Source organism: Frigoribacterium sp. AC512 (assembly GCF_979258295.1).
In genome coordinates this window covers 1877078-1892151 of record NZ_OZ409850.1, presented here as the reverse complement: position 1 = coordinate 1892151, position 15074 = coordinate 1877078, and the positions used below count along the sequence as shown (strand labels likewise).

Annotated in this window: 14 protein-coding genes; 7 read left to right on the top strand and 7 right to left on the bottom strand. The window is 72.9% G+C overall.

What is annotated here, in order from left to right:
- The first annotated feature begins 17 nt into the window (after positions 1-17).
- The gene (locus tag ACZZ97_RS08565) at positions 18-2300 is read left to right on the top strand and encodes a HelD family protein (RefSeq protein ID WP_463473783.1); all 2283 of its coding nucleotides are present in this window, start codon (positions 18-20) and stop codon (positions 2298-2300) included.
- Here ACZZ97_RS08565 and ACZZ97_RS08560 read toward each other — a convergent pair.
- The 4 genes from ACZZ97_RS08560 to ACZZ97_RS08545 form a co-directional block, all read right to left on the bottom strand.
- Entirely contained in the window at positions 2284-2874 is a 591-nt protein-coding gene (locus ACZZ97_RS08560) for a DinB family protein (RefSeq protein WP_314102667.1), read from the bottom strand. The two genes, ACZZ97_RS08565 and ACZZ97_RS08560, sit on opposite strands and share 17 nt — an antisense overlap.
- A gap of 51 nt (positions 2875-2925) precedes the next feature.
- Positions 2926-3525 (bottom strand): hypothetical protein, encoded by a 600-nt coding sequence (locus ACZZ97_RS08555; protein WP_463472871.1) that lies wholly within the window; start codon positions 3523-3525, stop codon positions 2926-2928.
- Between the two features lie 4 nt (positions 3526-3529).
- Complete coding sequence (locus ACZZ97_RS08550) at positions 3530-3868, bottom strand: protealysin inhibitor emfourin (RefSeq protein ID WP_463472870.1); 339 nt, start codon at positions 3866-3868, stop codon at positions 3530-3532.
- Between the two features lie 71 nt (positions 3869-3939).
- Positions 3940-4983 (bottom strand): M4 family metallopeptidase, encoded by a 1044-nt coding sequence (locus ACZZ97_RS08545; protein WP_463472869.1) that lies wholly within the window; start codon positions 4981-4983, stop codon positions 3940-3942.
- Positions 4984-5147: 164 nt separating this feature from the next.
- Here ACZZ97_RS08545 and ACZZ97_RS08540 point away from each other — a divergent pair, with 164 nt between their 5' ends.
- Positions 5148-5687, top strand: a complete 540-nt coding sequence (locus tag ACZZ97_RS08540; protein ID WP_133738666.1) for an adenine phosphoribosyltransferase — start codon at positions 5148-5150, stop codon at positions 5685-5687.
- Here the strand turns inward: ACZZ97_RS08540 and ACZZ97_RS08535 are convergent.
- Positions 5684-6427, bottom strand: coding sequence for a M50 family metallopeptidase (locus ACZZ97_RS08535; RefSeq protein WP_314102658.1), 744 nt, complete (start codon positions 6425-6427; stop codon positions 5684-5686). The two genes, ACZZ97_RS08540 and ACZZ97_RS08535, sit on opposite strands and share 4 nt — an antisense overlap.
- Before the next feature lie 119 nt (positions 6428-6546).
- Between ACZZ97_RS08535 and ACZZ97_RS08530 the strand changes: the two genes are divergently transcribed.
- Both ACZZ97_RS08530 and rpsO read left to right on the top strand, forming a co-directional pair.
- Complete coding sequence (locus ACZZ97_RS08530) at positions 6547-7002, top strand: VanZ family protein (RefSeq protein WP_463472868.1); 456 nt, start codon at positions 6547-6549, stop codon at positions 7000-7002.
- A gap of 93 nt (positions 7003-7095) precedes the next feature.
- Positions 7096-7365, top strand: coding sequence for a 30S ribosomal protein S15 (gene rpsO, locus ACZZ97_RS08525; protein ID WP_043596660.1), 270 nt, complete (start codon positions 7096-7098; stop codon positions 7363-7365).
- A 106-nt stretch (positions 7366-7471) separates the two neighbouring features.
- Here the strand turns inward: rpsO and ACZZ97_RS08520 are convergent, their stop codons facing one another.
- A complete protein-coding gene (locus tag ACZZ97_RS08520; protein ID WP_463472867.1) occupies positions 7472-8737 on the bottom strand; it encodes a coiled-coil domain-containing protein in 1266 nt (421 codons plus the stop codon).
- A 337-nt stretch (positions 8738-9074) separates the two neighbouring features.
- Between ACZZ97_RS08520 and ACZZ97_RS08515 the strand changes: the two genes are divergently transcribed.
- Together ACZZ97_RS08515 and ACZZ97_RS08510 are read left to right on the top strand one after the other, a co-directional pair.
- Positions 9075-11348: a polyribonucleotide nucleotidyltransferase gene (locus ACZZ97_RS08515; RefSeq protein ID WP_314100776.1), complete on the top strand. Its 2274-nt coding sequence runs from the start codon at positions 9075-9077 to the stop codon at positions 11346-11348.
- 307 nt (positions 11349-11655) lie between these two features.
- Positions 11656-12699: an aldo/keto reductase gene (locus ACZZ97_RS08510; protein WP_463472866.1), complete on the top strand. Its 1044-nt coding sequence runs from the start codon at positions 11656-11658 to the stop codon at positions 12697-12699.
- Between the two features lie 156 nt (positions 12700-12855).
- Here the strand turns inward: ACZZ97_RS08510 and ACZZ97_RS08505 are convergent, their stop codons facing one another.
- Entirely contained in the window at positions 12856-13407 is a 552-nt protein-coding gene (locus ACZZ97_RS08505) for a TetR/AcrR family transcriptional regulator (protein ID WP_463472865.1), read from the bottom strand.
- Positions 13408-13709: 302 nt separating this feature from the next.
- On the opposite strand from ACZZ97_RS08505, the gene ACZZ97_RS08500 reads away from it, so the two are divergent.
- Positions 13710-15068, top strand: a complete 1359-nt coding sequence (locus tag ACZZ97_RS08500) for a M16 family metallopeptidase (protein WP_463472864.1) — start codon at positions 13710-13712, stop codon at positions 15066-15068.
- Positions 15069-15074: the final 6 nt, after the last annotated feature.

Sequence of the window (15074 nt, the reverse complement as noted above, 5' to 3'; positions counted from 1 at the left end):
CGAGGGGTGGAGCAAACCTGGTGTCATCTGAGCTCGAGCGCGAACGCGCCTACGTGGCCACGCTGTACGCGCGTCTGGACGAGTTGAAGGCCGACGCCCGCGTCCGGCTGGAGAGCACCCGGCGAGAAGCCGTGGGCGGGAACCACCAGAGCCGCAGCGAGCGGGACGCGTTCGCCAAGCTCTACGAGGACACGATCACCCAGCTCGGCGCCGTCGACGAGCGGCTCGCCTTCGGCCGCCTCGAGCTCGAGCGGCCCGACGAGACCGGCAGCGCCCTCCGGTACATCGGCCGGGTCGGCCTGCGCGACCGGCAACACCACCCGATCCTGCTCGACTGGCGGGTGCCCGGCGCGAGCGCCTTCTACCAGGCGACCGCGGCGACCCCCATGGGCGTCCGGGCCCGCCGTCACCTCACCCTCGCCGGCCGCGCCGTCACCCGCCTCGAGGACGAGGTCTTCGACCCCGAGCTGCTCGACCGTGACGACGTGCAGCTGCAGGGCGAGGGCGCGCTGATGGCGGCCCTCACGGCCCAGCGGACCGGTCGCATGACCGACATCGTCGCCACGATCCAGGCTGAGCAGGACCGGATCATCCGGTCCGAGCTCGACGGCGTGCTCGTCGTCCAGGGCGGGCCCGGCACGGGCAAGACCGCCGTCGCCCTGCACCGTGCGGCCTACTTGCTCTATTCGCACCGCGACCGTCTTCGCGGCTCGGGCGTGCTCATCGTGGGCCCGTCGCGGTCGTTCCTGCGGTACATCGAGCAGGTGCTCCCGTCGCTCGGCGAGAGCGGCGTCGTGCTGTCGAGCCTCGGCGGGCTCTACCCCGACCTCGAGACCCAGGTCGACGACGCCCCGGACGTCGCGGCGCTCAAGGGCTCGGCCGAGATGGCCGAGCTGATCAAGCGAGCCGTGCGCTCGCGGCAGGTCCGGCCGACGCAGGCGACCACGATCGACATCAACGGCGAGCGGCTCGTCGTGCAGCCCGAGCTGATCGGCGACGCCATGCGGCGCGCACAAGAGCGGGGCAAGCAGCACAACCTCGGCCGGGTCACTTTCAACAAGGCGGCGCTCTCGGCGCTGACCCGCCTGCTCGTGTCGCAGATGCGCGAGCACGGCACGACCGTCGACGAGTCGGACGAGGCGGTGCTCCGTGAGGACATCCGCCAGTCGCACGACGTGCGGGTGCTGCTCAACACCGCGTGGATGCCGCTGTCGGCCGAGAAGCTCGTCGAGGACATGTTCGCGCGCCCGAACTGGCTCGCGACCATCACCCAGCGCTGGACGCCGGCGCAGCGCGCCTTGCTCCAGCGGCCCCGCGGCTCGCAGTTCACGATCTCCGACGTGCCGCTGCTCGACGAGGCGGCCGAGCTGCTCGGCGAGTTCCAGGCCGGGGTCGACCCCGACAAGCTGGCCCGCAAGCAGCAGCGCAAGCGCGACATCGAGAACGCCGAGCGGGCGATCGAGAACATGGGGGTCGAGGGCATGGTGTCGGCGGAGCAGATCGCCGGCGGCTTCGCCGAGCGCGCCGCGTCGATGACCACCTCCGAACGCGCCGCGGGCGACCGGACCTGGGCCTTCGGGCACGTCGTGGTCGACGAGGCGCAAGAGCTGTCGCCCATGCAGTGGCGGCTGCTGTCGCGCCGCTGCCCGCTGCGCTCGTTCACCGTCGTCGGCGACATCGCTCAGGCGTCCAGCCCGGCCGCCGCCTCCTCGTGGGACAGGGCGCTCCAGGCCCTGCTCGGCCGTCGTCGCGGCTCGAGCGTCGCCGGCACCACGGCGCCCTGGCGCCTCGAAGAACTCACGGTCAACTACCGCACGCCGAGCCAGATCGTCGAGCACGCCGAACGCCTGGCCGTCGAGAACGGGCTGACCATCACGGCGAGCCGGTCGGTGCGGTCGAGCGAGTGGCCGGTCCGCGAGATCGCGGTGCCTGCCCTCGCCGCCGCGGGCGACAGCCGAGGAGGCGCGGCGCACGACGCCCTCGTCGCAGCGGCCCTCGAGGCTGTCGCCGCCGACCGGGGGATCGACTCCGAGGGGACGCTCGCGGTCATCGCGCCGCAGCACCTCGTGGCAGACCTCGTCTCCGGGCTGGACCCGGTGTTCCCCGGGCAGGTGGCGCCGGGCACGGCGTCGCTGACCCGGCCGATCTCGGTGCTCAGCCCCGCGACGTCGAAGGGGCTGGAGTTCGACAGCGTCGTGCTCGTCGATCCCGAGGGCATCCGCACGGGGGCGGTCCGCGGCGCGGCGAGCCTCTACGTCGCGATGACCAGGCCGACGCAGCGCCTCACGGTCGTCGGTTAGCGCCGGCGGCCCGGGCCGCCGCCTCGACCCGGTCGTGATGGGCGCGCCAGCCCTCGTCGTCCCGGTCCGGGACGTTCGGGTCGGCCGGTCCGTTGCCGAGCCTGCCGTCGACGAGCTCGCGGGCGAGGTCGGCGTGGCCCGCGTGACGCGCGGTCTCGACGCACAGGTGCACGAGGATCGAGTGCAGCGTGACGTCGCGCCGGTCGGCCGGCCACCACGGCACCACGCCGGGAGAGTCCAAGTCGAGCGCCGCGACGGTCGCGTCGGCGTGGTCGGCCGAGTGCCGAGCGAACGCGACGATCGCCTCCCGGGTCTCGTCCTCGGTCGCCCAGAGGTCCGCCTCCGGCTCGCTCGTGTCCGTCAGCCACGGCATCTCCTGCGGCGACGGCCGGTCGAAGACCTCGCCGAGGTAGCCGAGCTGGACGCTCGCGACGTGCTTGACGAGGCCGAGCAGGTTCGTGCCGCTCGCCACGAGCGGACGCCGGGCGTCGTACTCGTCGAGCCCGTCGAGCTTCGCGAGCAGGTCGGCGCGCTGCTTCGACAGGTAGCGCTGCAGGGTCTCTTTCTCGTCCATGTGCCCAGCGTGCCGCCTCCCCGCCTCGGCCGCCAGCCCGACCGCGGACGCTCAGCGGTAGTCGGGCGGCCAGGCGAACGCAGGAGGCGCGGTCACGGTCTCGCCCCGGGGCGCGAGCACGAGCGCGACGTCCTCGAAGTCGCTCAGCCGGATGCCGGCCGGGTCGCCCGACCAGCGGCTCCCGTCCACGAAGGCGGTCAGCTCGAGGCCGTCGTCGGGTCCGAGCGAGCCGATGCTCACGGAGTCGAGGTGCACGTCCCACTCGGTGAAGAGCTGGCCCAGCACGAACGACTCCCGTCGGGGCGACTCGACGTGCACGATGCCGGACGTGTCGTGGGTGTGCAGGGGAGCGGCGAGCTTCGTGTCGGCGTCGTGCCCGATGTCGCCGGGGATCGTCACGGCCTCGCCGGCGACCGTGATCGAGAGGTGCGTGTGCACGTGCATCGCGAGGTCCTCGCCCCAGACGTTCTGCATGCCCGCGAGCTCGGCACGGCCGAGCCGGTCGCCCACGGCGGGCACGGGCCAGGGCGGGGCGTTCTGGGCGCCGACGACACGGGACGGCTGCGCCGATCCGACCAGCCCGATCCCGACGGCACCGCCGATGACGACGAGTGCGGCCACGGACGCGAAGACGGTGTCTCGAGAGGGCACGCGACTAGGCCCCGTGGCCCGGCGCGGTGGGGTCGTGCGCGGCGCCACGCTCGCCCGCGCGCTCCGCGTCGCTCACCTCGCGCACCCGGTCGACGAGCTCCCGCCAGGGCCCGGTCACCTGTTGCTCGGGCAGCTTGGCCTTCTTCGCCGGCGACGTCTCCGCCGAGATGACCCACACGAAGCGGTCGGGCTGCGCCGGCTGGGTCGGGGCGGGGGCCTCCGACCAGGGCACGAGGTCGAGCAGCACCAGCCAGGACTCGGTGTCGGGTTCGGCAGCGACGTCGACCTGCCAGGTGCGGGTGAGCCCGGCGAAGCCGCCGGACCTCTGGACGGTCACCATCATGGCCGCGATGCTACTCCGCGGCGGTGGGACCCCAGGCGCTCATGGCCGCCAGGCGCCCGGGGGAGGAGCCCTCAGGCTGCCGGATCGACGCCGACGCCCTGCCAGCCAGCGGTCGTGGCCCGCGCCTCCTCCGAGTCGGTTCCGTACCGTGCTGCCGCCGCCGAGACGGTGGCCGCGGCGAACTCCGCGAAGGAGGCGGTCGGTGACAGCTCGCCGCCGACCAGAGTGTCGTACCAGACCTGCCCCGCGCGCTCCCACGCTCGGCCGCCCAGGGCGTCGGCGACGAGGAAGAACGCCCGGTTCGGGATGCCCGAGTTGAGGTGGACGCCCCCGTTGTCGTCGGTCGTCTCGACGTAGTCGTCCATGTGGGCAGGCTGAGGGTCCTTGCCGAGCACGTCGTCGTCGTACGCCGTGCCCGGCGCCGACATCGATCGGAGCGCGCGGCCCTCGACGGCCTCGGTGAAGAGCCCCTCGCCGATCAGCCACGTCGCCTGCTCGGCAGCCTGGTCGAACAGGTGCTGCTCGACGAGCGCGCCGAAGACGTCGCTGACCGACTCGTTCAGGGCGCCCGACTGCCCCTGGTACTCGAGGTTCGCGGTGTACTGCGTGACGCCGTGGGCCAGCTCGTGGCCGATCACGCTGACCGACGCGGTGAACCGGCCGAAGACCTCGCCGTCGCCGTCGCCGAAGACCATCCGCTCGCCGTTCCAGAACGCGTTGTCGTAGTCCTGGCCGTAGTGCACGGTCGCCTCGAGGGGCAGGCCCGCGCCGTCGATGCTCGACCGCCCGTAGACCTCGCGGAACAGGGCGTGCGTCGCGCCGAGGGCGTCGTACGCCTCGGTCACCGCGACGTCGTCGCCCGCGGGCTCGCCCTCGCCCCGGACCCGCACCCCGGGCAGCTGCTCGGTGCCCTGGGCGTCCGAGACGGTGCGCTCGACCTCGGGGCCCCGGGCGACGGCGCCCTGCCGCACGGGCGGCGCCTCGCTGCGGGCGGCGCGCACCTCGTCGATCTGCCGCAGCCCGTGCCGGGCCGCCTCGGGGGCTCGTGCGAAGCGCTCGGTGTCGGCCGCGGCGAGGTGGGCGAGCAGGTACGGGGGCACGATGTAGCGGGTCATGGACAGACTCTGTCACCGGCCCCCGACATCGGGGCCGTCCGTTCACACGATCGTCACGAGCGGCTGGTCGGGCGAGCGACCCGGCGAGCGGTCGGGCAGCTCACGAGGGGCCGCGGGCCCCCGGAGGTGCGGGGCGGCCTCCGCGAGCCGGTAGCGTCGACCGGATGACCGCCTCCGACGCCTCCGCCCTCGTCGACCGAATGATCGCCGTCGTCCCCGACTTCCCCGTCCCCGGGATCCTGTTCCGCGACGTGACGCCGCTCTTCTCCGACGCGGACGCCTTCGCGACCGTGACCGCCGCCCTCTCCGAGCCGTTCGACGGGGCCTTCACCGCCGTGGCCGGCATCGAGGCCCGGGGCTTCGCGCTCGCCGGCGGCATCGCGATCGAGCAGGGCGTCGGCGTCCTCACCGTGCGCAAGGCCGGCAAGCTGCCCGGCGAGGTCCTGAGCGAGAGCTACGCGCTCGAGTACGGCGAGGCGACGCTCGAGCTGCGGCCGAGCCAGCTGCCCCCGGGCACCCGGGTGCTCGTGGTCGACGACGTCCTGGCCACCGGCGGCACGGCCGACGCGACGGTCACCCTGCTCGAGCGCGCGGGCTACGAGGTCGTCGGCATCGCCGTGCTGCTCGAGCTCGAGGGCCTGCCCGGCCGCGAGCGCCTGGCTTCGCGCATCCCCGTGCACGCCCTCGGCAGCGCCCCCGCCTAGGGCGCGAGCCACCCCGGGAACAGCAGCAGCGACGCCCCCACGAGGCACGCCGCCGCGACCCCCACGAACACGCCGACCCAGAGGACGCCGGGCACGTGGGTCAGCCCGGCGAGCTGGTCGGCGTCCGACTCCGTGCGGGCGCCGCGGCGCGCCGCTCGCCGACGACTCGACTGCAGCTCGACGGAGGCGCGCAGGGCGCCCAGGCCCAGCACGCTGACCAGCACCAGCCCGAACACCTGCTGCCACTCGACCGGGGCGAGCCACGTGACGCCCGCGACGACGGCCGCGCCCACGAGCACGACCCACAGGCCGAACCAGTTGCGGATCTGCACGAGCATCAGCGCGAGGAGCAGCAGGAGCGCCCAGAGCAGCCCGGCGGCGAAGCCCGCGCCGAGCAGCCAGGCGGCGCCGAGCGAGGCCAGCGCCGGGGCGGTGTAGCCCGCCAGCAGGGTCAGCACCATGCCCGGCCCCGACCGCGGCCCGCGCGAGACGGTCAGCCCGGACGTGTCCGAGTGCAGGCGGATCCCCGTCAGCCGCCGCCCGGTCAGCACGGCGGCCAGGCCGTGGCCGCCCTCGTGCACGACGGTCACCGCGTGCCGCACCGTGTGCCAGGTGCCCGGCAGCAGCACGAGCGCGGCCCCGGCGGCGACGGCCAGCAGCATCCACGACAGGGGGAGCGGATCGGCGCGCTGCGCGACCCGGGCCCACAGAGCGGCCAGGGAGGCGGTGGTCTCGTCCATCCCGCCAGCCTAGGAGGCGCCTCCCGGTCCTCCCTCCCCAGGCTCGACCACCTCCGTCGAGAGGATGGTCCTCGGCTCCGGGCGGCGTCTTCCGAGCCGGCGTGCCGCACCATGGACGGATGCGCCGCGCCGTCCTCCTCCTCTTCAGCCTCGTCTACCTCGCCGGGGTGGCCTGGATGACGCTGCGCCCGTCGGTCTACGGCGACGGCACGTCCGAGCTGCTCTGGCGCGCCCTCGACTTCTTCGGTCGTCACGAGGAGACGAGCTGGATCACGTTCGCCAGGGTCGAGGCGGCGGCGAACGTCGCCATGTTCGTGCCCATGGGCATGTTCCCCGCGCTGCTCCTCCCGAAGCGCGCCTGGTGGGTCGGCGTCGTGGTCGGCTTCGCCGCGACCTGCGCCATCGAGCTCTACCAGGCCACAGCCCTCTCGTCGACGCGGTTCTCCGACCCGCAGGACATCCTGATGAACACGATCGGCGCGGCGATCGGAGCCGCGTTCGTCGGTCTCGTCCTGCCGAGTCGCCGCCGCTCGCGAGATCGCCGCCGGTCACCTCGCCCGGCACCCGTCTGGTAAGCTCGCCCGGTTGCCGTCTGAACGGCCGCGGAACAAGAGAGCTCGCACATCCTGTGACGGGCGCCGCGCAACGAACTGGAAAGGGGATCCTGAATGGCACTCGCACCTGACGTCAAGACCCGGATCATCGAAGAATACGCGACCCACCCCGGCGACACCGGATCCCCCGAGGTCCAGGTCGCCGTGATGACGCAGCGCATCCTCGACCTGACCGAGCACCTCAAGGAGCACAAGCACGACCACCACTCGCGTCGTGGCCTGCTCCTCCTCGTCGGCCAGCGCCGTCGTCTCCTGGGCTACCTGTCCAAGGTCGACATCGAGCGCTACCGCACGCTGATCGGTCGTCTCGGCCTGCGTCGCTAGTCGACCTCCGAGTCTCGACTCCGGCCCCCGTCCTGCTCTGCAGGGCGGGGGCCGTTCTCGTCCGCGCGGGGGAGCAGACCGCACGAGGAAGAGCGGAGGGACCGGCTCAGTACCAGTTGTTCCTGACCCAGAATCCCCACGCGCCGCACGGGGTCTTGTAGCGAGACGCGATGTAGCTCAGCCCCCAGTTCACCTGGGTGCGGTAGCTGGTCTGCCAGTCCAGCCCCGCCGACGCCAGGTTCTTGGCGGGCCAGGCCTGGGGGATGCCGTAGGCGCCGCTCGTCGGGTTCGTGGCGTTCGTGCGCCAGCCCGACTCCTTGTTCCAGAGCTGCACGAGGCAGTCGTACTCGGCGCCCGTCCCGATGCGCGACGCCGCGTAGGCCTTCGCGCCTGCAGGGTCGTTGACCACGCCGGCCGGCGGTGCCGGCGTGGGGGCAGGAGACGGGGCGGGGGCAGGCGCGGGGGCGACCGGCGCAGGCGCGACGGGTGCGGGGGCGACAGGCGCGGGCGCGACCGGCGCGGGCGCAGGCGCGGACGGGGCACCTGCGCCAGCGCCGGACCCGCCCGAGGGGGCGCTGGGGCCTCGATCGTTCGCGGCAGCGGCCCCGGCCGCCTCGACGCTCTTGGTCACCGCAGCGGCGCGACGTGTCTCGCGCTCGACGTCGGGGGTCGTCTGCCGCAGTGCGGCCAGCTGCGCGTACAGCTCGGCGGCGCGGGTCGTGGCGGCGGCGACCTCGTCGTCGGCTGTCGCCTGCGCGGACCTCGCGTCGGCCGCTCGCGCGGCCGCCTCGTCCGCCAGTCGCTCGCGCTCCTGGCGGGCCGCCTCCCTCTGGTCACGGAGCGAGACGAGCGTGTTGCTGGCGAGCGTCGCGTCGGACATGACCCCCTGCCAGCGCTCGCCGAGCTGCGTGAGCGTGCCCAGCTGCTGGAGCACGTCGTCCGGGTGGTCGGAGCCCAGCAGGACGCTCGTCGTGGAGGCGCCCCGCCCGGCCCGGGCGAGGTGTGCCGCGAGCTGGCCTGCCTGCTGATGGGCCGCCTCCTCGGCGAGCTCGGCCTCCGCGGCACGACCGGACAGCTGGTCGGCGAGCGCGTCGGCCTCGACGAGGGCCGAGTCGGCGTCGGCACGTGCCGCCGAGGCGGACACCGCCTGGTCGCTCCGCTCGGCGGCCGTCGCCTCGAGCGCGTCCAGGGACGCCAGCACGGCGTCGATCTGCTGCTGGGTCGCCGCCGTCCCGGAGTCGACGCCCACGGCCGAGGCCGGGACGCCGGCGCCGAGGACCAGAGCCAGGGAGGCGGCGAGGGCGACCGTGCCGACGCAGGTCGCGCGCAGTCCGGGTCTCGCGGCACGACGGGGGCGGCGGGCGGCGAGCATGGACCGATGCTATCCGGGAGCCGCCACGCTCGCGCCGCCCCGAGAGGGGGTCGCCTCCCTGGTCCCCGAGGGGCCGGGTGCTACCATCGCCCTCGGAGCAGGCCGGTCTGGCTGCTGGTCGCCGGTGGTGACAGGCGGAACGCCCCGACACGTGCACGAAGCAGATCGCACGGGGTCGCGAGGTGGGTCCGACCGTTTCTTCCGCTGACCAGACGTGCCGCCGCCTCCGTCGCGTTGCTGCACGTGCGTGTCCTCACGCCGTCCCCGCCGCCCGCTCCCGCTGCACATCGATGCCCACACGGGGCCTCGATGCAAAACAAAGAGGAGTAGCCCCCACATGGAGGGTCCAGAGATCAAGTTCGGCGAAGCCGTCCTCGACAACGGCAAGTTCGGCAAGCGCACCATCCGATTCGAGACCGGCCGTCTCGCACAGCAGGCTCAGGGAGCCGTCGCTGCGTACCTCGACGAGGACACGATGCTCCTCTCGGCCACGAGCGCGAGCAAGAAGCCGAAGGACAACTTCGACTTCTTCCCGCTCACCATCGACGTCGAGGAGCGCTCGTACGCCGCGGGCAAGATCCCCGGCTCGTTCTTCCGTCGTGAGGGTCGTCCCTCCACCGAGGCCATCCTCGTCTGCCGTCTCATCGACCGGCCCCTGCGTCCCTCGTTCGTCGAGGGCCTCCGCAACGAGGTGCAGGTCGTCATCACCGTGCTGAGCATCGCGCCCGACGAGTTCTACGACGCCCTGGCCATCAACGCCGCCAGCGCCTCGACCCAGATCTCCGGCCTGCCCTTCTCGGGCCCGATCGCCGGCGTGCGCCTCGCGCTCATCGGCGACCAGTGGGTCGCGTTCCCCAAGGCCTCGCAGCTCGAGGAGGCCGTCTTCGACCTCACCGTCGCCGGCCGTGTCGTCACCGACGCCGCGGGCAACGAGGACGTCGCCATCATGATGGTCGAGGCCGAGGCCACCGAGCACGCCTGGGGCCTCATCCAGGGCGGCGCCACCAAGCCCGACGAGGCCGTCGTGGCCCAGGGACTCGAGGCGGCCAAGCCCTTCCTCAAGCAGCTCGTCGACGCGCAGTCGGCCATGGCCGCGCAGGCGTTCAAGGAGATCGCCGACTACCCGGTCTTCCTGCCCTACACGGACGAGGTCCTCGCGGCCGTCACCGAGGCCGCCGGCACCGAGCTCGCCGAGGTCTACAAGATCGCGGGCAAGACCGAGCGCCAGGACGCCGACGACGTGCTCAAGGGCAAGGTCAAGGACGCGATCTCGGCCAAGGTCGACGCGGGCGAGCTGCCCGCCGAGGCCAACGGCCAGGTCTCCGCCGCCTACAAGTCGGCGACGAAGAAGGTCGTCCGCGACCGCATCCTCACCGAGCAGGTCCGCATGGACGGTCGCGGCCTCGCCGACATCCGTCCGCTCGACGCCGAGGTCCAGGTCATCCCGCGCGTGCACGGCTCCGCCATCTTCCAGCGTGGCGAGACCCAGATCATGGGCGTCACCACGCTGAACATGCTCAAGATGGAGCAGCAGATCGACTCGCTGAGCCCGGTCACCAAGAAGCGCTACCTGCACCACTACAACTTCCCGCCCTACTCGACCGGCGAGACCGGTCGCGTCGGTTCGCCGAAGCGTCGCGAGATCGGGCACGGCTTCCTCGCCGAGCGCGCCCTCGTGCCGGTGCTGCCGTCGCGCGAGGAGTTCCCGTACGCCATCCGTCAGGTGTCCGAGGCCCTCGGCTCCAACGGCTCGACGTCGATGGGCTCCGTCTGCGCCTCGACCCTGTCGCTGCTCAACGCCGGTGTGCCCCTGCGCGCCCCGGTCGCGGGCATCGCGATGGGCCTCGTGTCCGACGAGGTCGACGGCCAGACGCGCTACGCCGCGCTGACCGACATCCTCGGTGCGGAGGACGCCCTCGGCGACATGGACTTCAAGGTCGCCGGCACGTCCGAGTTCGTCACGGCCATCCAGCTCGACACGAAGCTCGACGGTCTGCCGACCGCCGTCCTCGACGCCGCCCTGAAGCAGGCCAAGGAGGCGCGCACCGCCATCCTGAGCGTGCTCAACTCGGCCATCGACGCACCCGACGAGATGGCCCCGACCGCGCCCCGCGTGATCTCGGTCCAGATCCCGCAGGACAAGATCGGCGAGCTGATCGGCCCGAAGGGCAAGACGATCAACTCGATCCAGGACACCACGGGTGCCGACATCTCGATCGAGGAGGACGGCACGGTCTACATCGGCGCCGTCGACGGTCCCTCGGCCGAGGCAGCTCGCGCCCAGGTGAACGCGATCGCGAACCCGACGAACCCCGAGATCGGCGAGCAGTTCCTCGGAACGGTCGTCAAGATCGCGTCGTTCGGCGCCTTCGTCTCGCTCCTCCCCGGCAAGGACGGCCTGCTGCACATCAGCGAGGTCCGCAAGCTGGCCGGCGGCAAGCGCGTCGAGGCCGTCGAGGACGTCCTCGGCGTCGGACAGAAGATCCTGGTCGAGATCACCAAGATCGACGACCGCGGCAAGCTGTCGCTCGCGCCCGTCGTCGCCGACGAGGCCGACACCGACTCGAGCGGTGCCGCCGAGCAGTCGAACGACGAGTCCGTCGAGGTCTAGTCCCCGACGAGCAGTAGATCGCAGCGCCCGTCCCGACCACGTCGGGGCGGGCGCTGCGTCGTCGGTGCAGCCCCCGTGGCCGCCCCCGAACTCGGGGTGCCGGATCTCGTAACGATCGGGTGCGGCGTCAGGCGGACGGCGACCTCAGCACGTACGCTTGTCGCAGGAGCGAGCACGGTGCTCCCGGGCCATCTCAGGCGGCACATCGAGGTGGTCGTCCGGCGTACCCGCCTGGCTGCCCCTCGGGGCAGCGTCCCGCGGGGCCGGCACCTCGACCGCACGACGCCACGACCACGAAGGGCACGGAGTGACGAACACGTCGGCGGGCATCCCCGGTCCCACCACGCCTTCCGCGCCTCCCGTCGACCTCCCTGCGCGCATCCCCGAGACCGTCGGCGACGCCACCGTGCCCGTCGACCTCGGCATCATCCAACCTCGACGTCGACTCGGGGTCTCCGACCTCCGGGTCTTCCCCGTCGCGCTCGGCGGCAACGTCTTCGGCTGGACCGCCGACCAGACCGACACCATGTCCGTCCTCGACGCCTACTACGACCACGGCGGCAACTTCGTCGACACGGCGGACAGCTACGCCGGCGGCCGCAGCGAGGTCATGATCGGCTCGTGGATGCGCTCGCGCCGATCGCGCGACGACATGGTCGTCTCGACCAAGGTCGGCAAGGGCGCCGACGCTCCCGGGCTCTCGCCGCGCTCGATCGAGCGCGCCGTGGAGGCGTCCCTCGAGCGCCTGGGCACCGACCACATCGACTTGTTGTACCTGCACGTCGACGACACCGAGGTCGCCTTCGAGCGCACCCTGCTCGCGGTCGACCACCTCATCCGCGCGGGCAAGGTCCGCTGGTTCGGCGGGTCGCACCACTCGGGCAACCGGCTCTACGAGGCGCGCATCGCCGCCGGCATGCTCGGTGTGGCCCCGATGGTGGCCCTGCAGAACCAGTACAGCCTCATGCACCGCACCGAGTACGAGAAGGGCCTGGCGCGCGTCGCCGCGCAGCTGCGCCTCGGGGTCATGCCCCGGTTCGCCCTGGCCGGCGGGTTCCTCACCGGCAAGTACCGATCGCGCTCCGACTTCGCCGGCACGAAGCGCGGCCGCGGCGTCTCCGGTTACCTGACGAAGAAGGGGCTGCGGGTGCTGCACGAGCTCGACAGCGTCGCGTCGGCGCACGAGGTCTCGACAGCGGCCGTGGCCCTGGCCTGGCTCCTGGCCAAGCCGCACGTCGTGGCGCCCGTGGCGAGCGCCACGAACGCCAAGCAGGTCGTCGAGCTCGCGCAGGCGGCCACGGTCAAGCTCACGCGCACCCAGGTGCTCGAGCTCGACCGCGTCTCCGCGTAGCGGAACGCCCAGTCCGCCCTCTGTCACGGGCCGGACCGGCCTGATCGGTCTCGTCGGCACGACGGGCCTGATCGGCACGACGGGCCTGATCAGCACGACGGGCCTGATCAGCACGACGGGCCCGATCGCGGGGGCGGGCCCGGTGCCGTCGGCGGGCTAGGCCGGCAGGAGGCGCTCGGCCGTCCGGCGGAGCGCCGCGGACGCTGCGATGGCGTCGCCGCAGTACGCGCCCACGAGCGCACCGTCGAGCGCCAGCAGGAAGTCGTCGGCCGCGTCTCCGGGCATCGGGTGGTCGGCTTCCTTGAACAGCTCGACGAGAGCGTCGGTGAGCCATTCCTGGTGCTCGGCCACGGCGGCGCGGACGGGGTGGGTCGGGTCGCTGAACTCGGCGGCGGCGTTCGCGAAGGCCGAGCCACGGAATCGGGGCGACTGCAGCGAGGCGACGACCTCGTCGACGACGGCGAGGACGGTCGCGGCCCCGCCCGGGGACGCGGCGACGACGGCCTCGAGCCCGGCGACGGCACGCTCGTGCCTCACGCGCAGGTACTCGAGCACGAGGGTGTCCTTCGCGCCGAAGTGCTTGTAGAACGTGGCCTTCGTCACGGACGCCTCGGCGATGAGGCGGTCGACGCCGACGACGCGGACGCCCTCGTCGTAGAAGAGCCGGTCGGCCGTCGTCAGCACGCGGTCCCGGGCGCCGGGCGTCACCTGGTCGGCACGGGGCCGCCCCGGGAGACGCTGGACGGCCGGAGGGGGGAATCGACCGTCACAGCGTGGCTCCTCGAGGCATATCGGCTTGGAGCAGCGCGGGGGACGTCTGCTCCGGACCGCCGGATGACCTCCGACCAGCCGCCGACGACGAGGCAGGGGGTGTCCCGTCGACGGTTCCCCGACTCTATCACCGCGGAGGACAGACTGAACCGTCTGTTTGTCCGCAGGGCCGTCCCCAGTTCGGGTGCCAGCCCCGACGGTCGGGTCGTGCCGAGGTACGGTCCCGTAGGCTCGACGCGATGAACGGCCCGGTCTCCCTCCCACTCGACTCGGTCGAGCTCTCCTTCCGCGCGACGGGCGACGCACTCGTGCGGCGCACCCTCCTCCCGACGGGCGTCCGCGTCCTCACCGAGCAGATGCCCGGGGCCCGCAGCGCCACCGTCGGCTTCTGGGTCGCCGTGGGCTCCCGCGACGAGCAGCCCGGCGAGCGCGGCTCCACGCACTTCCTCGAGCACCTCCTCTTCAAGGGGACGGCGACGCGTTCGGCGCTCGACATTGCGGTCGCCTTCGAGTCGGTCGGCGGCGAGCACAACGCCGCCACCGCGAAGGAGTACACCTGCTACTACGCCCGGGTGCGCGATGTCGACCTGGACGACGCCGTCGACGTCCTCGCCGACATGCTGACGTCCTCGGCCCTCGAGCCCGGCGAGTTCGAGACCGAGCGAGGCGTGATCCTCGAGGAGCTCGCGATGGCCGACGACGACCCCGCGGACGTGGCCGGCGAGCGCCTGTTCGAGTCCGTCTTCGGCGAGCACCCGCTGGGGCGCCCGATCGGGGGATCGTCCGAGAGCATCAAGGAGGCGCGGCGCGACGACGTGCACGCGCACTACCTCGCGAACTACCGGCCCCGTGACCTCGTGGTCACGATCGCCGGAGCCGTCGACCACGACCACGTCGTCGAGCGGCTCGAGCAGGCGCTCGCGAGGTCGTCCTGGTCGACCGAGGCAGCCGCTCCCGTGCCCCGACGCTCGACCGAGCTCGTCGTGCCGACGCCCAGCGAGCCGACCCTCGTCGTGCGCCGCCCCCTCGAGCAGGCCACGGTCCTGCTGGGGATGCCGGGCATCTCCGCCTCCGACGACCGTCGCCCCGCCCTCGCCGTCCTCAACTCGGTCCTGGGAGGCGGCATGTCGTCCCGCCTGTTCCAGGAGGTCCGAGAACGGCGCGGCCTGGCCTACTCGGTCTACTCGTTCGCCCCGAGCTACTCCGACGCCGGGCTGTTCGGGCTCTACGCCGGCTGCACGCCGAGCAACGTCGAGATGGTCGGGCAGCTCATGCTCGACGAGCTCGACCGCGTCGCCGAGTCGGGCGTCACCGAGCTCGAGCGGGAGCGGGCGCTCGGCCAGCTCGGCGGCGCCGCCGCCCTCGCGCTCGAGGACAGCGACACCCGGATGAACCGCCTCGGCCGGGCCGAGCTGTCGACCGGCGAGTTCGTCGACCTCGACGCCTCGCTCACCCGGCTCGGTCGCGTCGGCCTCGACGACGTGCGCGACCTCGCCCGCGAGCTCCGGTCCGGCCCCCTCTCGACCGTGGTCGTGGGCGACGTCGACGGATCCTCCTTCACGCCCCCGACGACGACGTCGGCGGCGGTCACCCCATGAGTCAGG